Raw genomic sequence first — 24,293 nt, 5'->3', positions numbered from 1 at the left:
CACCTGGCCCCGGCCGCCTTGGTCAACAACTTCTAAACAGCAGACCCCGTCGGCGGGGCCGAAATGCGGCCAAACGGCTGGAAAGACTCACAAAACCGCGAGCGCCGAGGCCCGAGCGCAAGCCCGGTCAGCCGAGCTTGCGGCCGATCTCGATGAACTTCTGCCGGCGCTGCTTGCGGATGGCGTCGGCGTCGAGGCCCTTCAGCTCGTCGAGCGCCTGGGCGATCGCCTCGCCGGTCGCCGCGATCATGGCCGCGGGATCGCGGTGGGCGCCGCCGACCGGTTCTTTGAGGATGGTGTCGACCACGCCGAAGCGGAGCATGTCCTGGGCGGTGATCTTCATGCTGTTGGCGGCTTCCTGCGCCTTGGTGCCGTCGCGCCACAGGATCGAGGACGCGGCTTCCGGCGAGATCACGCTGTAGATCGCGTGCTCCAGCATCAGCACCCGGTTGGCGGTGGTCAGCGCGATCGCGCCGCCCGACATGCCTTCGCCGGTGATGATCGCGATGTTGGGGACGCCGAGCGCAAGGCAGGCGTCGGTCGAGCGCGCGATCGCTTCGGCCTGGCCGCGCTCCTCGGCGCCGATGCCGGGATAGGCGCCGGCGGAATCGACCAGCGACAAAACGGGGATGCCGAAGCGCTCGGCCATCTCCATCAGCCGGACCGCCTTGCGGTAGCCTTCGGGACGGGCCATGCCGAAATTGTGTTTGAGCCGGGACTCGGTAGTGGCGCCCTTTTCCTGGCCCATCACGCAGATCGGCTCGCCGCGGAAGCGGCCGAAGCCGCCGAGCAGAGCGGCGTCCTCGCCGAACTTGCGGTCGCCGGCGAGCGGGGTGAACTCGGTGATCAGCCCGCCCACGAAGTCGGTGAAGTGCGGCCGCTGCGGATGGCGGGCCACCATGGTCTTCTGCCACGGCGTGAGCGTGGCGTAGAGCTCGGCCAGCGCCTGGCCGGCCTTCTCCTCGATCCGGCTGACCTCCTCGCCGATATCGGTGCCGGAGGCGGCCATCGCCCGGAGTTCGTCGACCTTGGAATCGAGCTCGGCAACAGGCTTTTCGAAATCGAGGTAGCTGCGCATGGGATCCGGCATGGAAGAGCTGAAGGAAGAGCGCTGGGAGACGAAATCGGTTCGGCCTTCGGACCTGAAGCCGAACGACTTCAGGAGCTTAGGGTACGATCGGTGCCCAGCCTCCAGGCATCGCGCCGGGATCGCGGGCAGGATGGCGCTCTTTCGGGGCAGACGGGCGCGAAGTCAAGCCGGCCGGGCGTCACGCCGGCGGATTTGGTTTCGGGAAGGTGTGAAGCGAGGTCAGGTCTCGGCCAGCGGGTGCAGGTCGCGGACCAGGCTCTTGAGCCGCTCCTCGACCACGTGGGTGTAGATCTGGGTGGTCGAGATGTCGGTGTGGCCGAGCAGGGTCTGCACGATGCGCAGGTCGGCACCGTTGTGCAGCAGATGGCTGGCGAAGGCGTGGCGCAGCACGTGCGGCGACACCAGCCGGGCGGGCAGGCCGCTGGCCACCGCGAGTTCCTTGAGGTCGCGGGCGAAGTGCTGGCGGGTGAGGTGGCCGCTCTCGCCGAACGAGGGAAACAGCCATTTGCCGAATGTCGCACTGGCCTTCTTCTCAGGCTTCAGCGCATCCAGGGCGGCGAGATAGTCGGCCATCGCCTGGCGCGAGGCCTGGTTCAGCGGCACCAGCCGCTCCTTGTTGCCCTTGCCGCGCACCACGATCATGCGGGCGTCGTTGCGGGCCGCGGTGCGCGGCAGCGCCACCAGCTCGGAGACGCGCAGGCCGGTCGCGTACAGCACCTCGAGCAGGCAATACAGCCGCAGCGCGCGCAGCCGCTGCGCCGGCGAGGCCTCGCCGACCTCGGAGAGCTCCTTGGCCCTGGTCAGCATCCGGTCGACATCGCCGATCGACAGCACCTTGGGCAAGGAACGGCCGCGTTTCGGGCCGGACAGGATGGCGGCGGGATCGTCGCTGCGGATGCGCTCGCTCAGCAGGAAGCGGAACAGGTGCCGCATCGCCGACAGCCGCCGCGCCACGCTGGAGGACTTGAAGCCCCTGGTATCGAGGTCGGCGAGATAGTCGCGCAACGCCTGGGTGTCGGCCGTGGCGAAGCTGTTGGCCTTGCCGCCGAGAAATTCGGAGAGATCGGTGAGGTCGCGGCGATAGGCGTCCAGCGTGTTCTGACCGGCGCCCTGCTCGGCGGCCATCATGTCGAGGAACAGGCTCATCAGCCTGGCGTCGGAGGCCTTGACCTTCATGTCGTGAAATCCGCTGCGTCCGAGGCGATCGAATCACTACGAGGTATTCGCCGGGGCACATCGAGCGGTGACTGCAAATCTGGCCGATATCGCGGCGCCCGGCCACCTCAGAGAAGCGCAAAATGCTTAATCAATGCCGTGTGGCTTTTGAGTTCGCGCTCGCGTGCCGGATCATTTCTTCTGGAACTTGTCCGGCGGGATTGTCACCGTCATCTCCCGCGATTTGGGACTGACGAAATTCGCCAGCGCGTAGATCGCGCCATAGACCACGCCGACGATGACGGCGATCACGGTCAGGAAGCGGAACAGGCTGGGCATCGGGGTCGCGCGGGCCACCAGGGAAGGAATAGTTTCATCCAACATGTTCGCACCCGGCTGGCAAGTCCGGCGCTCTCCACCGTTCGTCCGGAGGTCGGTTCTGCTTGCTCCCTCATTCCGGGGCGGCGCGCGCAGCGCGGCGAGCCCGGAATCCATCACCGCGGGACGACGTCGTCGGCGAGATGCCAACAGCCAGCCTGCCTCACACAGCATCCTGTGGGTATGGGTTCCGGGCTCGCGCTGCGCGCGCCCCGGAACGACGTCCGCGGGGAGAACCGGTTGCGTGTCGCGGAACAGGATGCCTTTGAAAGCAGCAGGGGCTGGGTTAGAAGCCTTCATATGACCGACACGTCCCAACCCGCTGCAAGCCCAGCCGCTCCGGAGACCGCTATTCTCGCAGGCCTCGGCAAGCGGCTGATCGTGCTGGTCGGCATGATGGGTGTCGGCAAGTCGACCGTGGGCCGGCGGCTCGCGGCGCGGTTGCGGCTGCCCTTCGTCGATGCGGACACCGAGATCGAGACCGCGGCCGGCATGACCATACCGGAAATCTTCGAATCGCGTGGCGAGGACTATTTCCGCAACGGCGAGGCCCGGGTGATCGCCCGGCTGCTCGAAAACGGGCCCGGTGTGCTGGCAACCGGTGGCGGCGCCTTCATGCGCGAGGAGACGCGGCGGCGCATCCATGAGAAGGCGGTCTCTGTTTGGCTGAAGGCCGATGCCGACGTGATCATGCGCCGCGTCCGGCGGCGGGCCGACCGGCCGCTGCTGCAGACCGCCGATCCCGAAGGCACGGTCGCTCGCCTGCTCGTCGAGCGCGAGCCGGTCTACCAGCTTGCCGATCTCACGATCTGCTCGCGCGATGTGCCGCATGATCGCGTTGTCGAGGACTGCATTGAGGCGCTGCAGGCGTTCTTCTCGCCACCGGAGACCGAGGCGGGGCCGGCCGGACCGCAACCCGATCCAGTTCAACCCGATCCTCCGCACGCGATGGGCGCGCTCCGATGACAGCACCTCTGAAGCATTCCGATCCGATCATCGTCGACGTCGCGCTCGGCGAGCGCGCCTATGACATCGTCATCGGCCGCGGCGTGCTGGCTTCGCTCGGCCAGCGCATCGCGGCGCTGCGGCCGGGCGTGCGCACGGCCATCGTCACCGACCGTACCGTGGCCGCGCATTGGCTGAAGCCGACCGAGGCGATCCTGGCGGAGGCGGGCATCCCGGCGTCCACGATCGTGGTCGATGAGGGCGAGGGCTCCAAGACCTATGCCGGCCTGGAGAAGGTCAGCGAGGCGCTGATCGCTGCCAGGATCGAACGCAACGATCTGGTCGTCGCGCTCGGTGGCGGCGTGGTCGGCGATCTCGCCGGCTTCGCGGCCGCCATCCTGCGCCGCGGCGTCGATTTCGTGCAGGTGCCGACCTCGCTGCTGGCGCAGGTCGACAGCTCCGTCGGCGGCAAGACCGGCATCAATTCGCCGCAAGGCAAGAACCTGCTCGGCGCCTTCCATCAGCCGGTGCTGGTGATCGCCGACACCGCCGTGCTCGATACCCTGTCGCCGCGCCAGTTCCGCGCCGGCTATGCCGAGGTCGCCAAATACGGCCTGCTCGGCGATGCCAGCTTCTTCGCCTGGCTCGAGGCCAATCACGCCGACATCGTCAGAGGCGGCGCCGCGCGCGAGCACGCGGTCGCGACCTCGTGCCGCGCCAAGGCGGCGATCGTGGCCCGCGACGAGCGCGAGACTGGCGACCGCGCGCTGCTCAATCTCGGCCACACCTTCGGCCATGCGCTGGAGGCCGTCACCGGCTTCTCCGACCGCCTGTTCCACGGCGAGGGCGTTTCCGTCGGCATGGTGCTGGCGGCGCAGTTCTCGGCCGAGCTCGGCATGCTGCCGCCGGACGACGTCGTGCGCATCGAGCGTCACCTTGCTGCGGTCGGCCTGCCGACCCATCTGCAGGACATCGCCGGCTTTGCCCAGGAGGGGATCGGCGACGCCGACCGGCTCTTGGCCTTGATGGCGCAGGACAAGAAGGTCAAGCGCGGCAAGTTGACCTTCATCCTGATGGAAGCCATCGGCCGCGCCGTCATCGCGAACGACGTCGATCCGGCGCGGGTCCGCGACTTTCTCCAGGCCAAATTGCGCAGCAGAAGCTGATCCCGGGCTTTACGCCGTATTGAGCAGTGCCAACGGATCATCGGCTGCCTCCCTCCAGAGCGACATCGGCGTCATGGACTGGTTCACACTCTCCGTCGTCATTCTCCTCCTCGCCGCCTCCGCCTTCTTTGCGCTGAGCGAGACCGCGCTGACCGGCGCCTCTCGCGCCTCGATGCTGCGGCTGTCGAAGCAGGGCAATCGCGATGCCGACGTGGTGTCGAGCCTGTTCGACACGCGCGAACGGCTGATCGGCGCGCTGCTGCTCGGCAACAACATCGCCAATATCGGCGCCTCCGCGCTGGCGACCGGTATTTTCACCGCCTGGTTCGGTGAGGTCGGCGTGCTCTACGCGACCGGCGTGATGACCGCGCTGGTCGTGATCTTTGCCGAGGTGCTGCCGAAGACGATCGCGATCAACGCGCCGGATCGCGTCTCGCTCGCGGTCGCCAGGCCGATGCGGGCGGCGGTGATCGTGCTCGGTCCGGTGCTCGCCGTGATCGAAGCGATCGTGCGCGGGCTGATGCGGCTGATCGGCTTCAAGGTCGGGGCCAATCAGCCGATCCTGTCGCCGACCGAACGCCTGCGCGGCGCCGTCGATCTGTTGCATCATGAAGGCAAGGTCGAGAAGCAGGATCGCGACATGCTCGGCGGCCTGCTCGATCTGCGCGAATTGCAGGTGTCCGACGTCATGGTCCACCGCACCGAGATGGTGATGGTGAATGCGGACCTGCCGCAGGAAGAACTGGTGCGCGAGGTGCTCGCCACCGAATACACACGCATCCCGCTGTGGCGCGGCACGCCGGAGAACATCATCGGCGTGCTGCATGCGAAGGACCTGCTGCGTGCGATCCGCGCCGCCGAGGGCGACGTGTCGCACATCGACGTTGCTTCACTGGCGCTGCCGCCGTGGTTCGTACCCGAGATGCGGTCCGTGTCGGAACAGCTGAAGGCGTTCCGCCGGCGCAAGACGCATTTCGCGCTCGTGGTCGACGAGTATGGCGAGGTCGAAGGCATCGTCACGCTGGAGGATATTCTGGAGGAGATCGTCGGCGACATCTCCGACGAGCAGGATGTGCAGGTCGCGGGTGTGCGCGTGCAGCCGGACGGATCCGTCGTCGTCGATGGCTCAGTGCCGATCCGCGATCTCAATCGTGCGATGGACTGGACGCTGCCCGATGAGGAAGCAACGACAGTTGCCGGTCTCGTCATTCACGAGGCGCGTTCGATCCCCGAGCGCGGCCAGAGCTTCACGTTCCACGGCTTCCGGTTTCGCGTGCTGCGCCGGGAGCGCAATCGCATCACTGCGCTGCGCATCGTACCGGTGCCGCGCGGCGAAACCGAGGAGACGCGGCCGCGCCGTGCAGGCACGGCGTTCTAGCTAGAGCATGATCCGGAAAAGTGGAAGCCGGTTTTCCGAAGAGATCATGCTCAAACAAAGCGATGGGATCAAGCCTCGCCCGGCGCCTTCGCATGCAGCGCGAGCGCGTGCACCGAGCCGGCAAGTTCCGCTGCCAATGCGGCGTTGATCAGGCGGTGGCGATCGACACGGCTCTTGCCCGCGAAGGCCTGCGACACAATATACACGCGGAAATGGGTCTCACCGCTCGGCTGATGGCCCATATGGCCTTCATGCAGATGTGATTCGTCCTGAACATCGAGGCTTTCAGGCGTGAAAGCTTCGCGCAACTTTTTGATGATAGCATCTCGGGTCCGCATGGTCTCTGGAAATACGCATCAAATTATTTTTCGTCAATCGGCGGTCCCCGCCCGAGGTATTCGCAATGTCAAGACTTGAAGCTTTTCGCGTTGCGTAGTCAAAGTCCGCCATGCCGATCGATTCAAACAAATTCTTCGACTCCATCCGCATCAAGCCCAAGAAGGCGGCTGCGCGGCAGCCGGTGGTGCGCGAGGAGGCCCAGCCCTGTCAGTGGCCGGACTGCAAGAACAAGGGCTCGCATCGCGCGCCCAAGGGACGCGAGAACGCGCGCGAGTACTGGCACTTCTGTCTCGATCACGTGCGCGAGTACAACCAGTCCTATAATTTCTTCTCGGGGATGAACGCCGAGGCGGTCGCGCGCTATCAGAAGGATGCGCTGACCGGACACCGCCCGACCTGGAAGATGGGTGCCAACACGTCGGCCAAGCGCGGCACCGGCAGCGCCGAGGGCGATCTCGGCGATGCCGCCGATCCGTTCAGCGTATTCGCCGAGATCAACGGCCGCGGCAGCTGGCGTCCGGATCCCCGGTCGGCCCCCAAGGCCGAGACGCGCAAGGTGTTCAACGCCGAGCGCAAGGCGCTGCAGGTCATGGGCCTCGGTCCCGACGCGACGCTGGAAGACGTCAAGGTCAAGTACAAGGCGCTGGTGAAGCAGCACCATCCCGATGCCAATGGCGGCGACCGCTCCACCGAGGATCGCCTGATCGAGATCATCAAGGCCTACAACTACCTGAAGACGGTGGTGAAGGGCTGACGCGCGGCAGCGCGTGAGGCTGCCGCGCGTTGCGTCGAAGGTCTCAGGGCTTCGGCCCGATATAGGCCGAGCTCGGCCGGATCAACCGCCCCGTCCGCTGCTGCTCCCGCGCATGGGCGGTCCAGCCGGCGGCCCGCGCCACCGCGAAGATCGGCGTGAACGCCTGGCGCGGAATCTTCAGCGCATCGAGCAGGATGGCGGTGAAGAACTCGACATTGGTGTCGAGCGCCCGCTCCGGATTCTTCCGCCGCAGCGCCTGGCGGATGTAAGCCTCCACCTCGCTCGCAAACGGCAGGTCGGCGCCGCTGCCCGCCAGCCGCTCGATCGCGGCCTTGAGCACGTCGGCCCGCGGATCGCGCACGCGATAGATCCGATGTCCGAACCCCATCAGTCGCTCGCCGCGGCCGAGCGCCGCGTCGACCCACGGCTTGATGTTCTCGCGCGTGCCGATCGCGTTGAGCATCTCCAGCACCGGCTCCGGCGCCCCGCCATGCAGCGGGCCGGTGAGCGCGCAATAGCCGGCGGTCACCGATGCGAACAGGTCGGCCTGGGTCGAGGCGACGACGCGCGCGGCGAAGGTCGAGGCGTTCATGCCGTGATCGCTGACGGTGACGAGATACGTGTCCAGCGTCGCCACCTCGCCAGCCGCAGGCGTATCGCCGCGGACCATGCGCAGGGTGTCTGCGGCGTGGCCGGCGTCAGGATCGGGCGCAATCGGCTGTGCTCCCTGTGCGCGCTGGACCAGGGCGCCGGCGATCACCGGGCAGGCGCCGACGATCGTGGCTTCGTCGTCGAGCCCGGGCTCGGACCGCAGCGCCGCGATGGCGGCGCGGAAGCCGTCGATGATCGACAGGCCGGAGGTCGCGGCGAGCAGCTCGGGCAGCCGCGTAAAGGCGCGCGCGCGGGCCTGGCCGAGGCTGGCACGGACATCCGCCTCGCCGACGCTGCGCTTCGTCGCCGCGCTCCATAGTCGGGCAGTCACGCCCTCGAAGCCGCTGGCGGCGGCGAGGTCAGCCACACGCGCTCCGGCGATGATGAGCTCCCCCTGCTGGCCGTCGACGTGGCTGAGCACGGTCTCGGCGGCGGCGATTCCGTCGAGGCCGATGGGGGTCTTGCCGAGCTGGATGGTCATGGCGGGTCTCCTTCGAGAAATGGTCACGCTGCCAAGATCCGCCCAGTCGACAACTTGATCAATCTTGATTAAGCTGATCAATATGAAAAAAGACAGCGGTCTTTACCTATCTGCGCGCGAAGCTTCGGCTGAACTGGCGATCTCGCCGGCCACCCTCTACGCCTATGTCAGCCGCGGACTGGTCCGCTCCGAGCCGTCGCCGAATTCGCGCAGCAACCGCTATCGCGCCGAGGACATCCGGGCCCTGAAGGAGCGGCGCGCACCGGCCCCCGAGCCGCGCGCCTTCCGCAGCTTCGATGCGGACCTCCCCGTGTTCGATTCCGCCGTGTCGACAATCACCGAAGCCGGTCCGATCTATCGAGGCGTCAATTGCGTCGACCTAGCCGTGCGCGGCACGCTGGAACATGCTGCGACCCTGCTGTGGGACGTGACCGCGCTCGATCCGTTTGCGCCGGGCAACCTTCCGGCCGTGTCGGAGGAGATGGGTTTCATCGCCGATGCCGCGCGGCGCGCGGCGCCGATCGACCGGGCCATCGCGGTGCTGGCGCTGGCGACACATGCCGATCCCGCGGCGTTCAACCGCGCTCCCGATGGTCGGGCGCTGGTCGGCGCGCGCATCGTCCGGCTGGTGGTCGCAACCATGTTGAACCAGCCCGCCTCAGCCGATCCGCTGCATGTTCAGGTCGCGCGGAGCTGGGCGCCCGGACATGAACATGCGCCGGACCTGATCCGCCGCACCCTGGTGCTGCTGGCCGATCATGAGCTGAACGCGTCGACCTTCACCGTCCGCTGTGCGGCGTCGACGGGCCTCAGTCTCTACGATGCCGTCATCGCGGGTCTTGCGGCGCTCAAAGGACCGCAGCACGGCGGCGCCGGCGTCCTGGCGTCGCAACTGGTGAAGACCCTCGTTGATCGCGATGCCGCGCCGCTGATCCGCGAGCGGGTGGCGCTCGGCGAGCGCTTCGCCGGCTTCGGCCACGGCGTCTACAAGCACGGCGACCCCCGCGCCATCTCGCTGCTGGAGGCGCTGACGCGCGCCGGCGCGCCGCGCAAATTCACCCGCGAGGTGCCGGAGCGGATCGCCGAGGCGACCGGCGAGTTCGTCAATATCGACTATGCGCTGGCGGTGCTGGTGCATAGCCTGCGGCTGCCTGCCGGCAGCGAGCTGGCGCTGTTCGCGATGGCACGCTGCGTCGGCTGGCTCGCCCATGCCTGCGAGCAGCTGCAGCACGGCCGCCTGATCCGCCCACGTGCTCGCTATATCGGACCCGCACCCGGCCGCGGAGCCATGTTGGATGCGCTGTAGCGTTCTAATCCGTGACGCCAGCGGCGAGCTCAGACTCGCGCCGCTTCCGCACCAATCTGAGGACCAGCCAGACCACGATCGTGCCCGCGACAGCCGCGATGATCCAGGTGGACTTGGCGATATGGCTATGATGCGGAATCCCGCCATAACGGTGCAACAGCTGCACCGCGAAGACGCCGGGCAGGACGTGGGCGCAGGCCCACAGCGCGATGGCTGGGATGTTCACGGCGTAGAAGCGCAGCGGAGGGATGTCGAGCGCGCCGGCCGTGATCGGCACGACGGCTCGGATCGGCGCGACAAAGCGGGCGAAGAAGATCGCCAGGGTGCCGAACCGGTGGAAGAAGGCCTCGCTCTGCGCTACCAGGCGCGGATAGTTCGAGAATGGCCAGTTCGCCAGGATCTCGCGCTGCCGGCGATGGCCGACCCAGAACGCCCCGCCGTCCCCGAGCACCGCGCCCAGGACGGCCGCCGCCAGCACCCATTGCAGGGTCAGCTCGCCGCCCGGAATCAGCGCGCTCAGCGCCAGGATGATGGTCGTGCCCGGAATCACCGAGCCCACGATCGGGATCGCCTCCAGCAAGGCGGCCAGAAACAGGGTGAGATAGGCCAGTCCCGCATGCGCTGAGACAAAGGCAATGAGTGGGTCGAGCAGATGGGCCACGCGGTTCCTGTTGGTGGAGAGGGTGGGGCGGGGACTTCTCGATAAGTAGGAACCCCGGCCCCGGGTGCCACGTCGAGATTCCTGGGAAGAGCCGGTGGGCGAAAAGGTGGCACGATTCGCAGGGCAGCCTTCCGAAAACGGCCACCCATGCCTATCTCGATGATATAACGACGGAACTTTGATCAAGGCTTAGGCTTCTGCCCGCGCGTGCTCTCTGCTAGGCTGGCGTCGAAGCCCTTCAACCGCAGCCAAACATGAAATCTGGTTTCGGGAATGCCCGGGACCTCGGAGGATGAATGACGACCGCCGCTACGACCAATGCGCAGGAGATGACCGGTGTGCCCGACATGAAGGTGTCGGTGCGGCAGGTGTTCGGGATCGACAGCGACCTTGAGGTGCCGGCTTTTTCAGCGACCGACCCGCACGTTCCCGAGGTCGATGCCGATTACCGCTTCGACCGCGCCACCACGCTGGCGATCCTGGCCGGCTTCGCCAAGAACCGCCGCGTGATGGTGACCGGCTACCATGGAACGGGCAAGTCGACCCATATCGAGCAGGTCGCGGCGCGGCTCAACTGGCCGTGCGTGCGGGTCAATCTCGACAGCCACATCAGCCGTATCGACCTCGTCGGCAAGGACGCGATCGTGGTCAAGGACGGCAAGCAGGTGACCGAGTTCCGTGACGGCATCCTGCCCTGGGCACTGCAGCACAACGTCGCGCTGGTGTTCGACGAATACGACGCCGGCCGTCCGGACGTGATGTTCGTGATCCAGCGCGTGTTGGAGGTGTCGGGCCGCCTGACGCTGCTCGACCAGAACAAGGTGATCAAGCCGCACCCGGCATTCCGCCTGTTCGCGACCGCCAATACGATCGGCCTTGGCGATACCTCGGGCCTCTATCACGGCACCCAGCAGATCAACCAGGGCCAGATGGACCGCTGGTCGATCGTCACCACGCTCAACTACCTCGCCCATGACGAGGAGGTCGAGATCGTGCTGGCCAAGGCCAAGCACTATCAGAACGCGCAGGGACGCGACATCGTGAACAAGATGGTGCGGCTCGCCGACCTCACGCGCAACGCCTTCGCCAATGGCGATCTGTCGACGGTGATGAGCCCGCGCACGGTGATCACCTGGGCCGAGAACGCCGAGATCTTCGGTGACATCGGCTTCGCCTTCCGTGTGACGTTCCTCAACAAGTGCGACGAGCTCGAGCGTCCGCTGGTCGCCGAATTCTATCAGCGCTGCTTCAATGCGGAGCTGCCGGAATCCTCCATCAACGTGGCGCTGAGCTGACACAACGGCGTGGTCCCGGCCTCGGGCCGGGACCCATACGCCGCGGCCTCTCTCGTGGGGTGATGCGGGAGAGCGAGTGCGAACAAACGAACGCCGGTGGTTATCGGGCCTGGCGTTCGCCGGGACGATAGCCGCAGGAACCAGATGACCACACCGAGCAACAAGCCCCGTCCTGGCGTCAAGGAAGCACCAACCGAACCTTTCAAGAGGTCGGTCACGGGGTGCCTGCGCGCGATCGCCAGGGCGCCTGAGCTCGAAGTCTCCTTCGCGGCCGAGCGTCCCGGCCTTGCGCCGGGCAAGGCCCGGCTGCCGGAGCCGGCGCGCAAGATGACCAAGCGCGACGCCGCCGTCGTGCGCGGCCATGCCGACTCGATCGCGCTGAAGCTCGCCTGCCACGATCCGAAAATCCATCGCAAGCTGATCCCGGGCAATCCGCAGGCGCGTGGCGTGTTCGAGGCGGTCGAGCAGGCGCGTGTCGAGGCGATCGGTGCAAAACGCATGGCCGGCGTCGCCAAGAATCTCACGGCGATGCTCGATGATCACTTCCATCGCGGCAAATATGACGAGATCACCGACCGTGCCGACGCACCGCTGTCGGATGCGTTGGCCATGATGGTGCGTGAGCGCCTCACTGGCATGGCGCCGCCGAACGCGGCGCGCAAGGTGGTCGATCTCTGGCGTCCGTTCCTGGAGGACAGGATCGGCCAGCGTCTCGATGAGCTCGGCCGCTTCACCGAGGATCAGGCGAAGTTCGGCGACCTCGTGCACGATCTCTTGTCGGCGCTGGATCTCGGCGACGAGCGCAACGCCGATTCCGAAGAGGACGAGGACAACGACGACAGCCGCGACGGCGACAACGACCAGTCCGGCGCCGAGGGCTCGCCCGAATCCGACGCCGCGCAGGAGATGAGCGCAGACCAGGCGCAGACGACGTCGGACGAGATGTCGGAGAGCGCGATGGAGGCCGCCCAGGCTTCGGCGTCCGACACGCTCGACGACGGCGAGCTCGGCGACGACGAGACGCCGGGCGAGGCGACGCGTCCGAACCGCGGCGGCGCCAACGAGCCGCGCGGGCCGGAATATCACGCCTTCGCGCCGAAGTTCGACGAGGTCATTGCCGCGGAAGACCTGTGCGACCATGACGAGCTGGAGCGGCTGCGCTCCTATCTCGACAAGCAGCTCGCACATCTGCAGGGCATCGTGGCGCGGCTCGCCAACCGGCTGCAGCGCCGGCTGATGGCGCAGCAGAACCGCGCCTGGGAGTTCGATCTTGAGGAAGGCATCCTCGATCCGGCGCGGCTGTCGCGTGTGGTCATCGACCCCTATCAACCGCTGTCGTTCATGCGTGAGAAGGAAGCGACCTTCCGTGACACCGTGGTGACCCTGCTGCTCGACAATTCCGGCTCGATGCGTGGCCGACCGATCACGGTGGCCGCGACTTGCGCCGACATCCTCGCCCGCACGCTGGAGCGCTGCGGCGTCAAGGTCGAGATCCTCGGCTTCACGACGCGGGCCTGGAAGGGCGGGCAGTCGCGCGAGGCGTGGCTTGCCGCCGGCAAGCCGGCCAATCCCGGCCGCCTCAACGATCTCCGCCATATCATCTACAAGTCGGCCGATGCGCCGTGGCGGCGGGCGCGCAAGAATCTCGGCCTGATGATGCGCGAGGGGCTGTTGAAAGAGAACATCGACGGCGAGGCGCTCGACTGGGCGCACAAGCGCCTGCTCGGGCGTGCCGAGCAGCGCAAGATCCTGATGATGATCTCGGACGGCGCGCCGGTCGATGACTCCACGCTGTCGGTCAATCCCGGCAACTATCTCGAGCGGCATCTGCGCCACATCATCGAGGAGATCGAGACCCGCTCGCCGGTCGAGCTGATCGCGATCGGCATCGGCCACGACGTCACCCGCTACTACCGTCGCGCGGTGACCATCGTCGATGCCGAGGAGCTCGGTGGCGCCATCACCGAGAAGCTCGCCGAATTGTTCACGGAGACCCACGCGGCACCGCAGCCTGCGCCGGGACCAAAGCGCAGGCTGCATTCGTAAGCGGCCGTCGGCCGGCTGCGTCTCCTCCGTCTTGGAGGAGGTGGGGGAGGGGGCTCCGCTGACGATGTCGCTGCAGGCGATTGCCGACCGCAGGCGCTTTCTCGCGCTGACCATCGGCGGAGTGTCGGCATTCGCATGGTCCAGGACGGCTCGCGCGCAGCTTGCGCCGGCGCCGGTCCGCGGACGCGTCACCATCGACGAGCACTCCGTCACATCGGCGGTCAAGATCGAGGTCAACGCGCGACCGCTGCCCTCGTTCGACCTCCGTGATCGGACGCATCTGCGCTTCGGGATGCTGCAATATCGCAGCGGCGTGGCGCTGACCTCGTCTTTTCCCGGCTTCGGTGGCCTGTCCGGCATCCGGCTCGATGCCAAGGGTGAACGCTTCCTCGCGGTCAGCGACAAGGGCGGCTGGTTCACCGGCCGCATTGCCTATTCCGGTCGCGAGATCGCGGGGCTCGCCGACGTCGAAGCGGCGCCGCTGCTTGGTCCGGACGGACGGCCCATCACCGATCGCGGTTGGTATGATTCCGAGTCGCTCGCGCGCGATGGAGACATCGTCTATGTCGGCCTCGAACGCGTCAACCAGCTCCTGCGCTACGACTTCGCCAAGGGTGGAACCGGCGCGCGCGGCGAGATCGTGCCGCTGCCGCCGGCCGCCAGACGGCTGCCCCACAACAAGGGACTGGAGGCGTTGGTGGTCGTGCCGAAGGGCCTGCCGCTCGCCGGCACCCTGATCGCGCTGTCCGAGCGCGGTCTGGACGCGAACGGCAATCTGCTGGCCTTCCTGATCGGCGGACCGGCCGCGGGACAGTTCAGCATCGTCCGTAGCAACGAGTTCGACGTCAGTGATGCCGTGCTGCTGCCGTCCGGTGATCTTCTGGTGCTCGAACGCAAGTTCTCGCTGTTCAACGGGGTCGGCATTCGAATCCGCCGGCTGACGCTAGCGCAGATCGCGCCGGGCGCGCTGGTCGATGGTCCGGCGATCTTCTCCGCCGATCTCGGCCAGGAGATCGACAATCTCGAGGGCATCGATGCGCATGTCACGCCGGACGGCGAGACCGTGCTGACGCTGGTGTCCGACGACAACTTCTCGATGATCCAGCGCACGCTGCTGCTGCAGTTCACGCTGATGGAGTGAGCAGCGATACCGCTGCGGCGGCTCGCGTTGACCGCGGCTCGTCCATGATCGACACTCGCGGCCATCGGATCATCGCGTCAACCGTCACAACCTGGAACTCAGCATGAGCGCCCTGTTCACTCCGATCAAGCTGCGCAGTCTCGAACTCGCCAACCGCATCATGGTGTCGCCGATGTGCCAGTACTCGGCCGAGAATGGCGCGGCCAATGACTGGCACTTCACCCACATCAACACGCTGGCGCTGTCGGGCGCGGCGATGTTCTGTATCGAGGCGACGCATGTCGAGCCGATCGGGCGCATCACGCCCGGCTGTCTCGGGCTGTGGGACGATGTGACGGAAGCTGCGTTGAAGCCGATCCTGGCCTCGGTTCGCAAACATTCGAAGACCGCGGTTGCGATGCAACTCGCCCATGCCGGCCGCAAGGGCTCCAGCCACAAGCCGTGGGATGGCGGACAGCAGATTCCGCTGGCGGACGGCGGATGGCGGACGGTCGCGCCGTCGGCCTTGCCGCACAAGGAGGGCGAGTTCGCGCCGGAGGCGCTCGATCTCGCGGGCCTGGCCCGCATTCGCGATGCGTTCGTTTCTGCAGCGCAACGGGCGTCGCGCCTCGGCATCGACGCGATCGAGCTCCACGGCGCGCATGGCTATCTGTTGCATCAGTTTCTGTCGCCGATCGCCAACCAGCGCACCGACAGCTATGGTGGGTCTCTGGAAAACCGCATGCGCTTTCCGCTCGAAGTTTACGATGCGGTGCGCGCCGTCTTGCCTGCGGACAAGCCGGTCAGCATGCGTGTCTCGGCCACCGACTGGGTCGACGGCGGCTGGGATCTCGAGCAGACCATCATATTTGCGCAAGAGCTGAAGCGCCGCGGCGCCGACTGGATCGACGTCTCCTCGGGCGGCGTGTCGCCGTTGCAGAAGATCGCCCTCGGACCCGGCTACCAGGTGCCGTTCGCCGCGGCCGTGAAACAGGCGACGGGGCTTCCGACCATGGCGGTCGGTCTCATCACGCAGGCGCAGCAGGCCGAGGAGATCGTTGCCTCGGGCAAGGCCGACATGGTCGCGCTGGCCCGCGGCATGCTCTACGACCCGCGCTGGGGCTGGCACGCGGCAGCGGAGCTCGGCGGACAGGTCGCCGCACCTCCGCAATATTGGCGCTCGCAGCCGTCGACGCAGAAGGAGCTGTTCGGCAAGACGACGTTCGGCGCACGCTGACGTGCAATTGATGACCGCAATGTTGCGCACCAGCGTTGCAAAATTCTGCGGTCATCATTCCGCCCGCGACACGGCTGACGATTGTCGCTGTCGGACGAAGTGCTAGACTTCGCAGACCACGTGCGGCGATGCCGACTCGTCTGGTCGTGTTTCGTCTCGCGTGACGATGAGCGCATCACAAAGATGCGCCGCAATACAAACGCGAGAGGAAAGCGCCATGGAAATCGGATACTTCACGATGCCCTCGCATCCGCCGGAGTGCGGATTGAAGGAGGGGCAGGAATGGGACCTGCAGGTCCTGCGGTGGCTCGACGAACTCGGCTATCAGGAAGCCTGGATCGGCGAGCATCACACCGCGCCCTGGGAGCCGCACCCGGCACCCGATCTCATTCTGGCGCAGGCCTTCCGTGAAACGAAGAACATCCGGCTTGGGCCGGGCGGCTTCCTTCTGCCCTATCATCACCCGGCCGAGCTCGCCAACCGCGTTGCGATGCTGGATCATCTGTCCGACGGCCGGCTCAATTTCGGCATTGCCGCATCCGGTCTGCCGAGCGACTGGGCGATGTTCAACGTCGACGGCATGAGCGGCCAGAACCGCGAGATGACGCGCGAGGCGCTGGAGATCATCCTGCGTCTGTGGACCGAGCCGGCACCGTTCACGCACAAGGGCAAATACTGGACGGTGACCAAGCCCGACGTGATGTTCGACTTCCTCAAGCCGCACATCAAGCCGGTGCAGGCGCCGCATCCGCCGATCGGCGTCGCCGGCCTGTCGAAGAACTCCGACACGCTCAAGCTCGCCGGCGAGCGCGGCTTCATCCCGATGAGCCTCAACCTCAACCCGGCCTATGTGTCGTCGCACTGGGACTCGGTCGAGGCCGGCGCGGCCAAGTCCGGGCGAAAGCCCAGCCGCAATGACTGGCGGCTGGTGCGCGAGGTGTTCGTCGCCGAGACCGACGAGGAAGCCTGGCGCTTGTCCTCCGGCGACATGATGGGGCGGATGATGGGCGAATATTTCCTGCCACTGCTCGGCCATTTCGGCTTCAAGGACTATCTGAAGCACTCACCCGAGGTGCCGGATTCCGACGTGACGGTGGACTATTGCGCCAAGCGCAACTGGATCGTCGGCTCGCCGGCCACGGTGACCGAGAAGATCGAGAAGATCTGGCACGAGGTCGGCGGCTTCGGGACGCTGTGCGTGTTCGGCTTCGACTACAAGCACAAGCCGGAAGCCTGGCACAACTCGCTGCGCCTGTTGAAGCAGGAGGTGATGCCGAGATTGAGCCACCTCAATGCCGGCCTGACCAAGGCCGCCTAGTAACGTCCTAGTATCTTGGCGCCAGCATTCCCCCTCCCTTTCGGGCAATGCTGGCGTCAAAAGAAATGTAGCTAAAATTTTCGCGCGAGTGCAGCTTCAGATTTGACGTTTGGGTGACGGTCTTGCCGTTAGGACGGATCCAGGCGTCGAATCCGCTGCATGCGCGTGGCGGGTCTGACATCTGGGGGCAGGTCATGCGGTTTCGCGTCAGGAAGTTTGCCCATATCCTCGAACGCTCGGGTCTGGCTCTGGCAGGCGCCGCCTGCGGCGTCTTCGTCGGGGCCCATGTCGGCTCCAGCGTTCCGTTGCTGACCACGCAGGGCTTCCTGATCGTGATGATGCTGTCTGGGGCGCTGGGCTTCTATCTCGGCATCGACACGCCGCAACTGCCTTTTCATCCTCATGACGAGAACTCGCCGACGGAGACGAAGATCGACACGGCCGAATTTCTGAGCGCCGTCGGGACCTTCCTCGCAACCCTCACGGCGTTCTTCGCCGTTGCCATCATCATCCTGCGCGAAGATCCGCACATCGTCTGGACGTCGCTGATCATGGTCGGCTGGATCATCGGCGTGATCATGCAGATCGTTGCCGGCGCGATCGCGCGTCTGCGGCGCTGATTTTCCCTGTTCAATTTTTGGGCTGACGCTGTCGCGAGTTTCATCTTGCGGCGAACAGGTGGCGCATAGGCTCCTCGTTGAGTTCTGCTCTGCGGAACTAGCTGATACTGAGCAGCGACGGCACCGTCGGCGAGCCAACTTGCCGGCCGGTGATCCGGCAAATGATCAGGCTGCATTTCGGCGCGGGGTCGCGACAAAGCCGGCGTCCATGCGCCCAGAGCAAGCGCAGCATCAAAACGCCGCATGGCGATTCCGCGCGCGTTGGCGCGCTTGATGCATTGCAGGCGGCAAGGACATTTGGGAAGTTCATCATGTTGAAACGGGTGCTGCTGGGTGTGGTCATTGGCTGCGGACTGTCCGCGGCGCAAGCGGAGGAGCCGAAGGTCGGCGGCGTGGTCAATGCCGTCATTCAGCCCGAGCCGCCGGGCCTGATGCTGGCGATGGTCCAGAACGGCCCGACGCAGATGGTCGCCGGCAACATCTTTGAGGGCCTGCTGCGCTACAGCCCCAAGCTCGAGCCGCTGCCCGGCCTCGCCGAAAGTTGGACGATCAGCCCGGATGCCAAGGTCTACACCTTCAAGCTCAAGCCTGGCGTGACCTGGCACGACGGCAAGCCGTTCACGTCGGCCGACGTGCTGTTCTCGATCGAGATGCTGAAGCAGACGCATGCGCGCGCCCGCAACAACCTCGCAATCGTCGAGAAGGTCGAGGCGCCGGACGATCTCACGGTGGTGTTCACGCTGAAGGAGCCGTTCGGTCCCTTCATCGGTATTTTCGAGGTCGGCTCGATGCCGATGGTGCCGAAGCACCTGTATGAAGGCACCGACTACAAGACCAATCCGAACAACAACGCGCCGATCGGCACCGGTCCCTTCATGTTCAAGGAATGGCAGAAGGGCTCCTTCATCCGGATGGTGAAAAATCCCAACTACCACGAGAAGGGCAAGCCCTATCTCGACGAGGTCTACTGGCAGATCATTCCCGACGCGGCGGCGCGCGCGGTGGCCTTCGAGACCGGCAAGGTCGATGTGCTGCCGGGCGGCTCGATCGAGAATTTCGACGTGCCGCGCGTCTCCAAGCTGCCGGGCGCCTGCGTCACCGGTGCCGGCTGGGAGTTCTTCTCGCCGCTGGCCTGGATGTGGCTCAACAACCGGCATCCGATCCTGGCCAACAAGAAGGTGCGGCAGGCGATCATGTATGCCATCGACCGCGACTTCGCCAAGGACGTGATCTGGAACGGCCTCGGCAAGGTGGCGACCGGTCCGTCGGCCTCGACCATCAAGTTCTATTCCGATGACGTGCCGAAATATCCGTACGATCCGGCCAAGGCCAAGGCGCTCTTGAAGGAAGCCGGCTACAAGGGCGAGAAGATCCGCATGCTGCCGCTCGCCTATGGCGAGACCTGGCAGCGCTGGGGCGAGGCGGTGAAGCAGAACCTGCAGGATGTCGGCATGAACATCGAGACGATCGCGACCGACGTGCCCGGCGGCAACCAGAAGATCATGGAGTGGGACTACGACATCGCCTTCACCTTTCTCTATCAGTACGGCGATCCCGCGCTCGGCGTGTCCCGCAACTACATCACCTCGGCGATCGCCAAGGGCCAGTTGTTCAACAATGTCGAAGGCTATTCCAATCCGGAAGTGGACAAGCTGTTCGCCGAGGGCGCGACGGCGCCGACCGACGCCAAGCGCAAGGAAGCCTATGACAAGGTGCAGAAGATCTTGGCTGAGGACGTGCCCGTGGCCTGGCTGCTTGAGCTCCAGTTCCCGACCATCACCAAGTGCAAGGTGAAGAACCTGATCACCACCGGCATCGGCGTCAACGACGGCTTCCGCGACGCTTGGCTCGACAAATAGCGGTGCACTCCGGGGCGCGGCCATGATCCCCGCGCTCCGGTGCTTCGCTGTCCTCCCGAGCTGACCTTCACGGACCTTTCATGCTCTCCTTCATCGCTCAGCGCGTCGTGAAAGGCATCATCGTCCTTCTCGCCATCATCGTGCTGAATTTCTTCCTGATCCGGCTGGCGCCGGGCGATCCGGCCGTGGTCATGGCCGGCGAGGCCGGCGCCTCCGACCAGATCTTCGTGGCGCAGTTGCGCGAGAAGTTCGGCCTCGACCGTCCGCTGCCGGAGCAGCTGCTGATCTACGTCAAGGGCATCGCCAGCCTCGATCTCGGCTTCTCGTTCCGCCAGCAGGCGCCGGTCGCCAGGCTGATCGCCGAGCGGCTGCCGGCGACGCTGCTGCTGACGCTGACGGCGTTCGCGATCTCGCTCGGTCTCGGCATCCTGTTCGGTGTGCTCGCCGCGCGCTTCGCCGGCACCATCCTCGACACCGCGATCACGGTGCTCGCGCTGATCTTCTACGCAACGCCGCTGTTCTGGATCGCGCTGATCGCGATCCTGTTGTTCTCGGTCTGGGTCGATTGGCTGCCGAGCTTCGGCTATGAGACGATCGGTGCCGGCTATACGGGAGTCCGCCACGCGCTCGACGTCGCCGCGCATCTCGCCATGCCGGCTGCGACGCTCGGGCTGTTCTTCATGGCGACCTACACCCGCATGACCCGCGCTTCCATGCTCGAGGTCAAGCGGCTCGATTTCGTCAAGACCGCGCGCGCCAAGGGGCTGCGCGACGGCGTCATCCTGCGCCGCCACGTGCTGCGCAACGCGCTGCTGCCGGTGGTGACCCTGGCTGGCGTTCATGCCGGCACGCTGGTCGGCGGCGCGGTCTTGACGGAGACGGTGTTCGCATGGCCGGGCATCGGCCGGCTGATGTACGACGCGCTGATCCAGCGCGACTACAATCTCCTGCTCGGCGTGTTCGTGGTGTCCTCGGCCATGGTGCTGATCTTCAACCTCGTCACCGACCTCGTCTACCGTCTGGTCGATCCGCGCATCGAGTACGCCTCATGAGGCAGTTCTGGCGCACCATGCTGCGCAGCCCGAGCGGCGTCATCGGGCTGATCATTCTCGTGCTCGCGATCGTGATCGCGGTCGCCGGACCGCTCTACTTCCCGAACTCGCCGTGGCGCATGGTACAGCGGCCGTTCGTTCCGCCGTTCACGCTGTCCAAGGTCCCGCTCGGTACCGACGCGCTCGGGCGCGACGTGCTGGCCGGCCTGATCTTCGGGGCTCGCGTCTCGCTGCTGGTCGGGCTGGTCTCGACGCTGGTGGCGCTGATCGTCGGCGTGCCGCTCGGCGCCATCGCCGGCTATTTCGGCGGCCGTGTCGACGACGCGCTGATGCGCTTCACCGAGTTCTTCCAGACCATCCCGAGCTTCGCGCTCGCGATCGTGCTGGTGGCGATCCTGCAGCCCTCGATCTATTCGATCGTCGCCGCGATCGGCCTCGTCAGCTGGCCACCGGTGGCGCGTCTCGTCCGCGGCGAGGTGCTGAGCCTGCGCACCCGCGAATATGTCCAGGCTGCGGTCGTCACCGGCCAGAGCAATGCCTGGATCATCTGGCGCGAGATCCTGCCCAACGCGCTGTCGCCTGTCATCGTGCTGGCCTCGCTGATGGTCGCGACCGCGATCCTGCTGGAATCCTCGCTGTCGTTCCTCGGGCTCGGCGATCCCAACCTGATCTCCTGGGGCTACATGGTCGGCGCCGGCCGCACCGTCATTCGCCAGGCGTGGTGGATCACGGTGTTTCCCGGCGTCGCGATCCTGCTGTCGGTGCTCGGCCTCAATTTGATCGGCGAGGGCCTGAACGATGCCCTCAACCCGCGCCTGTCGCGCGAGGGCAGGTGAGGCCATGATCGACCATGAGTCCGCAGGGTGGGCAAAGGCGCACCGCGCCGTGCCCACCGATTTTTCGACCTCATCTGCCGATGGTGGGCACGCTTCGCTTTGCCCACCCTACGACGCTGTGGCGGTGAGCCATGGCTGACTCTGTCGTTGCCATCAGGAACCTGCGCATCGCCTTGCCCAAAGGCGCCGAGCGCACCCACGCGGTCGACGGCGTCTCGTTCGATCTCACCGCCGGCAGGATCGTCTGCGTGGTCGGCGAATCCGGCTCGGGCAAGTCGATGTGCGCGCACGCGCTGCTCGGGCTGCTGCCCGATACGGTGAACGTCGAGAGCGGCGAGATCCGCTTCGAAGGGCACGACCTGCTTGCCGTCGATGAGGACGGCTGGCGGGATCTGCGCGGTCGCCGCATCGCCATGGTGTTCCAGGAGCCGATGACCGCGCTCAATCCCTTGATGCGCATCGGTGACCAACTGATGGAGGTGTTCGAGGCGCATGATCTGCTGAGCCCCCGCGAGCGCCGCGCCAAGGCGCTGGCGCTGGTGCGCGAGGTCGGGCTGCCCGATCCCGAGCGGATCATCCGCGCCTATCCGCATCAGCTCTCCGGCGGCCAACGCCAGCGCGCGATGATCGCAATGGCGCTGGCGCTCGAGCCGGCGGTGCTGGTCGCTGACGAGCCGACCACCGCGCTCGACGTGACGACCCAGGCGCAGATCCTCAAGCTGATCCGTAGCCTCCAGGCCAGCCACAACATGGCGGTGATGTTCATCACCCATGATTTCGGCGTCGTCGCCGACATCGCCGACCAGGTGGTCGTGTTGCGCCATGGCAAGGTGGTGGAGGAAGGCGCGGCCGAGTCCGTGCTGGGCAATCCGCAGCACGACTACACCAAGGCGCTGCTCGCCGCGGTGCCCTCTTTCGATCCGCCGCCGCGGCAATCCCGCGAGGACGTTCCGAAGGCGATCGACGTGATCGGCCTCGACAAGACCTATGTGACGCCGACCGGCTGGTTCCGCCCGAAGCGCGAGACGCGCGCTGCGCATGCGGTCAATTTCGCGATCCATCAGGGCGAGACGCTCGGCCTCGTCGGCGAGTCCGGCTCGGGAAAGTCGTCCGTCGCGCGTCTCGTGATGCGGCTGATCGAGGCCGATCGCGGCACGGTGCGGATCGGCGACGTCGATCTCACGGCGCTGGAGGGCGGTGCCTTGCGTGCGCAGCGTCATCGCATCCAAATGATCTTCCAGGATCCGTTCGCCTCGCTCAACCCGCGCCGCAAGGTCGGCCGCATCATCGCCGACGGCATGGTCGCGCGCGGCACGCCGCTCGATGCCGCGCTGAAGCGCGCTCAGGAGCTGCTCGGCATGGTCGGGCTCGACGCGGGCGCGATCGGCCGCTATCCGCACGAATTCTCCGGCGGCCAGCGTCAGCGCATCGGCATCGCGCGCGCGCTCGCGCTCGATCCGGAGATCATCGTCGCGGACGAAGCGGTGTCGGCGCTCGACGTGTCCGTCCAGGCGCAGATGCTGCGGCTGCTGGAAGATTTGAAGGCGCGCCTTGGTCTGTCGATGCTGTTCATCACGCATGACCTGCGGGTGGCCGCGCAGATCTGCGATCGGATCGCCGTCATGCAGAAGGGCGAGATCGTCGAGCTGAAGCCGACCGCCGCGCTGTTCGCCAATCCCGAACACGCCTATACTCGCGAGCTGCTCGCTGCCGTTCCCGGCCGCAAGCACGGAATGGCGTGATTGTGCGTAAACCGACCGCCGGTCGGAACCATGGCGCATCGTGCCGGGCCGGGTTCAATTACTTGCAACATCTTCGGCGTATTTGGATTATAATAGCATTGGACCCCGATGAGGCCGCAGGGTGGTCGCCCTAGCTGGTCCGCGCCAAGACAGCGGGCTCGTGCTCCCTCTACCCGAGGCTGTCATTGAACCGTGCCCATGAAGCGTCAGTCTCGACAGGATGTCGCAGCGGCGTTCACCATCCCAACGAGGACTCTCATCATGTCGGAGCGCAAGCCAACGGCCGCCGTGCGCGAGGCTCAAAAAGCCTTCAAGCCGGCCGAGCCGACGAGAAGCGATTATGAAAAGGCACAGGCCGCGTTCGATCAGAACCGCGAGCGGCTGAAGGCCGAGCGCTTGGCGCGTGAAGCGGCTGACAGCGCCGGCAAGCAGCCGAAGAAGCTGGCGTGAACCGCCAGCCTCGTCCCGTCGATTTCGGCGGGCATGCCGTCGCTCGCTCAGCTGCGCGGAGGCGTAGCGGTGAGCTGGCCCTGCGGCCGTTCACGATCGGTGCGCGTCGAGGTCGTTGAGGGGAGCGCGCCCGGCCGCGCCGCAGGCACCTTCTTGACCGGCGCCGGCAGCAAGCCTTCGCGGATGGCCTGCTTGCGCGCGACTTTGCGTTGGCGCCTGATCGCATCGGATTTCTCGCGCGTCTTGCGCTCCGATGGCTTCTCGTAGGATCTGCGGCGCTTCATCTCGCGGAATACGCCTTCGCGCTGCATCTTCCGCTTCAGGATGCGCAACGCCTTCTCGACGTCGTTGTCACGAACAAGAACCTGCAAAAGTATCCTCCTTGTCTTCATCTCTATCGATGAAATTCGGTTG

23 protein-coding genes are annotated in these 24,293 nt (G+C 66.1%); 16 read left to right on the top strand and 7 right to left on the bottom strand.

The window, feature by feature from the left end; translation table 11 throughout:
• Nucleotides 1–127 precede the first annotated feature (127 nt).
• From ACQR1D_RS29130 to ACQR1D_RS29120, 3 genes are all read right to left on the bottom strand, one after another.
• Complete coding sequence (locus ACQR1D_RS29130; protein ID WP_315800597.1) at nucleotides 128–1,090, bottom strand: acetyl-CoA carboxylase carboxyltransferase subunit alpha; 963 nt, start codon at nucleotides 1,088–1,090, stop codon at nucleotides 128–130.
• A 219-nt stretch (nucleotides 1,091–1,309) separates the two neighbouring features.
• Nucleotides 1,310–2,266, bottom strand: a complete 957-nt coding sequence (xerD, locus tag ACQR1D_RS29125) for a site-specific tyrosine recombinase XerD (protein ID WP_315800596.1) — start codon at nucleotides 2,264–2,266, stop codon at nucleotides 1,310–1,312.
• A gap of 171 nt (nucleotides 2,267–2,437) precedes the next feature.
• Nucleotides 2,438–2,584, bottom strand: a complete 147-nt coding sequence (locus ACQR1D_RS29120) for a histidine kinase (RefSeq protein WP_315800919.1) — start codon at nucleotides 2,582–2,584, stop codon at nucleotides 2,438–2,440.
• Between the two features lie 339 nt (nucleotides 2,585–2,923).
• On the opposite strand from ACQR1D_RS29120, the gene ACQR1D_RS29115 reads away from it, so the two are divergent.
• From ACQR1D_RS29115 to ACQR1D_RS29105, 3 genes are all read left to right on the top strand, one after another.
• A complete protein-coding gene (locus ACQR1D_RS29115) occupies nucleotides 2,924–3,589 on the top strand; it encodes a shikimate kinase (protein ID WP_315800595.1) in 666 nt (221 codons plus the stop codon).
• Entirely contained in the window at nucleotides 3,586–4,734 is a 1,149-nt protein-coding gene (gene aroB / locus ACQR1D_RS29110) for a 3-dehydroquinate synthase (protein ID WP_316216835.1), read from the top strand. Before ACQR1D_RS29115 ends, aroB begins: the two co-directional genes overlap by 4 nt.
• A 73-nt stretch (nucleotides 4,735–4,807) precedes the next feature.
• Nucleotides 4,808–6,112 (top strand): HlyC/CorC family transporter, encoded by a 1,305-nt coding sequence (locus tag ACQR1D_RS29105; protein WP_315800593.1) that lies wholly within the window; start codon nucleotides 4,808–4,810, stop codon nucleotides 6,110–6,112.
• Nucleotides 6,113–6,180: 68 nt separating this feature from the next.
• Here ACQR1D_RS29105 and ACQR1D_RS29100 read toward each other — a convergent pair whose 3' ends face one another.
• On the bottom strand, nucleotides 6,181–6,450 hold the full coding sequence (locus tag ACQR1D_RS29100; protein WP_315800592.1) for a BolA family protein: 270 nt from the start codon (nucleotides 6,448–6,450) through the stop codon (nucleotides 6,181–6,183).
• A 110-nt stretch (nucleotides 6,451–6,560) separates the two neighbouring features.
• On the opposite strand from ACQR1D_RS29100, the gene ACQR1D_RS29095 reads away from it, so the two are divergent.
• Nucleotides 6,561–7,205 carry a J domain-containing protein gene (locus ACQR1D_RS29095; RefSeq protein ID WP_315800591.1) on the top strand — a complete coding sequence of 215 codons (645 nt, stop codon included), beginning with the start codon at nucleotides 6,561–6,563 and terminating at the stop codon, nucleotides 7,203–7,205.
• Between the two features lie 43 nt (nucleotides 7,206–7,248).
• Here the strand turns inward: ACQR1D_RS29095 and ACQR1D_RS29090 are convergent, their stop codons facing one another.
• Nucleotides 7,249–8,337 (bottom strand): citrate synthase/methylcitrate synthase, encoded by a 1,089-nt coding sequence (locus tag ACQR1D_RS29090; protein WP_316239182.1) that lies wholly within the window; start codon nucleotides 8,335–8,337, stop codon nucleotides 7,249–7,251.
• Between the two features lie 82 nt (nucleotides 8,338–8,419).
• Between ACQR1D_RS29090 and ACQR1D_RS29085 the strand changes: the two genes are divergently transcribed.
• A complete protein-coding gene (locus ACQR1D_RS29085) occupies nucleotides 8,420–9,643 on the top strand; it encodes a citrate/2-methylcitrate synthase (protein ID WP_434840289.1) in 1,224 nt (407 codons plus the stop codon).
• A gap of 4 nt (nucleotides 9,644–9,647) precedes the next feature.
• On the opposite strand, the gene ACQR1D_RS29080 is transcribed toward ACQR1D_RS29085, so the two are convergent.
• A complete protein-coding gene (locus tag ACQR1D_RS29080; RefSeq protein WP_315800588.1) occupies nucleotides 9,648–10,304 on the bottom strand; it encodes a DedA family protein in 657 nt (218 codons plus the stop codon).
• A 296-nt stretch (nucleotides 10,305–10,600) separates the two neighbouring features.
• On the opposite strand from ACQR1D_RS29080, the gene cobS reads away from it, so the two are divergent.
• From cobS to ACQR1D_RS29025, 11 genes are all read left to right on the top strand, one after another.
• The gene (cobS, locus tag ACQR1D_RS29075) at nucleotides 10,601–11,599 is read left to right on the top strand and encodes a cobaltochelatase subunit CobS (RefSeq protein ID WP_315800587.1); all 999 of its coding nucleotides are present in this window, start codon (nucleotides 10,601–10,603) and stop codon (nucleotides 11,597–11,599) included.
• Nucleotides 11,600–11,743: 144 nt separating this feature from the next.
• Nucleotides 11,744–13,645: a cobaltochelatase subunit CobT gene (cobT, locus tag ACQR1D_RS29070; protein ID WP_315800586.1), complete on the top strand. Its 1,902-nt coding sequence runs from the start codon at nucleotides 11,744–11,746 to the stop codon at nucleotides 13,643–13,645.
• 64 nt (nucleotides 13,646–13,709) lie between these two features.
• Nucleotides 13,710–14,786 (top strand): esterase-like activity of phytase family protein, encoded by a 1,077-nt coding sequence (locus ACQR1D_RS29065; RefSeq protein ID WP_316182911.1) that lies wholly within the window; start codon nucleotides 13,710–13,712, stop codon nucleotides 14,784–14,786.
• 103 nt (nucleotides 14,787–14,889) lie between these two features.
• The gene (locus tag ACQR1D_RS29060) at nucleotides 14,890–16,002 is read left to right on the top strand and encodes an NADH:flavin oxidoreductase/NADH oxidase (protein WP_434894228.1); all 1,113 of its coding nucleotides are present in this window, start codon (nucleotides 14,890–14,892) and stop codon (nucleotides 16,000–16,002) included.
• Between the two features lie 217 nt (nucleotides 16,003–16,219).
• The gene (locus ACQR1D_RS29055; protein ID WP_316182913.1) at nucleotides 16,220–17,320 is read left to right on the top strand and encodes an LLM class flavin-dependent oxidoreductase; all 1,101 of its coding nucleotides are present in this window, start codon (nucleotides 16,220–16,222) and stop codon (nucleotides 17,318–17,320) included.
• A 194-nt stretch (nucleotides 17,321–17,514) separates the two neighbouring features.
• Nucleotides 17,515–17,940: a hypothetical protein gene (locus ACQR1D_RS29050; protein ID WP_315800582.1), complete on the top strand. Its 426-nt coding sequence runs from the start codon at nucleotides 17,515–17,517 to the stop codon at nucleotides 17,938–17,940.
• Between the two features lie 311 nt (nucleotides 17,941–18,251).
• A complete protein-coding gene (locus tag ACQR1D_RS29045) occupies nucleotides 18,252–19,799 on the top strand; it encodes an ABC transporter substrate-binding protein (RefSeq protein ID WP_434890422.1) in 1,548 nt (515 codons plus the stop codon).
• Between the two features lie 80 nt (nucleotides 19,800–19,879).
• Complete coding sequence (locus tag ACQR1D_RS29040) at nucleotides 19,880–20,851, top strand: ABC transporter permease (protein WP_315800580.1); 972 nt, start codon at nucleotides 19,880–19,882, stop codon at nucleotides 20,849–20,851.
• On the top strand, nucleotides 20,848–21,687 hold the full coding sequence (locus tag ACQR1D_RS29035) for an ABC transporter permease (RefSeq protein WP_316182914.1): 840 nt from the start codon (nucleotides 20,848–20,850) through the stop codon (nucleotides 21,685–21,687). The genes ACQR1D_RS29040 and ACQR1D_RS29035 overlap by 4 nt, the downstream gene beginning before the upstream one ends.
• Before the next feature lie 131 nt (nucleotides 21,688–21,818).
• Nucleotides 21,819–23,429: an ABC transporter ATP-binding protein gene (locus tag ACQR1D_RS29030; RefSeq protein ID WP_434890423.1), complete on the top strand. Its 1,611-nt coding sequence runs from the start codon at nucleotides 21,819–21,821 to the stop codon at nucleotides 23,427–23,429.
• A 261-nt stretch (nucleotides 23,430–23,690) separates the two neighbouring features.
• Nucleotides 23,691–23,879: a hypothetical protein gene (locus ACQR1D_RS29025; protein WP_315800577.1), complete on the top strand. Its 189-nt coding sequence runs from the start codon at nucleotides 23,691–23,693 to the stop codon at nucleotides 23,877–23,879.
• Between the two features lie 47 nt (nucleotides 23,880–23,926).
• Here the strand turns inward: ACQR1D_RS29025 and rpsU are convergent, their stop codons facing one another.
• Nucleotides 23,927–24,250 (bottom strand): 30S ribosomal protein S21, encoded by a 324-nt coding sequence (gene rpsU / locus ACQR1D_RS29020; protein WP_315800918.1) that lies wholly within the window; start codon nucleotides 24,248–24,250, stop codon nucleotides 23,927–23,929.
• Between the last annotated feature and the right edge of the window lie 43 nt (nucleotides 24,251–24,293).

Origin of the sequence: Bradyrhizobium sp. HKCCYLRH2047 (genome assembly GCF_051168175.1) — a bacterium.
GTDB lineage: Bacteria > Pseudomonadota > Alphaproteobacteria > Rhizobiales > Xanthobacteraceae > Bradyrhizobium.
The sequence above is the reverse complement of the archived record's forward strand: the minus strand, read 5'-3'. Positions and strand labels throughout refer to the sequence as shown.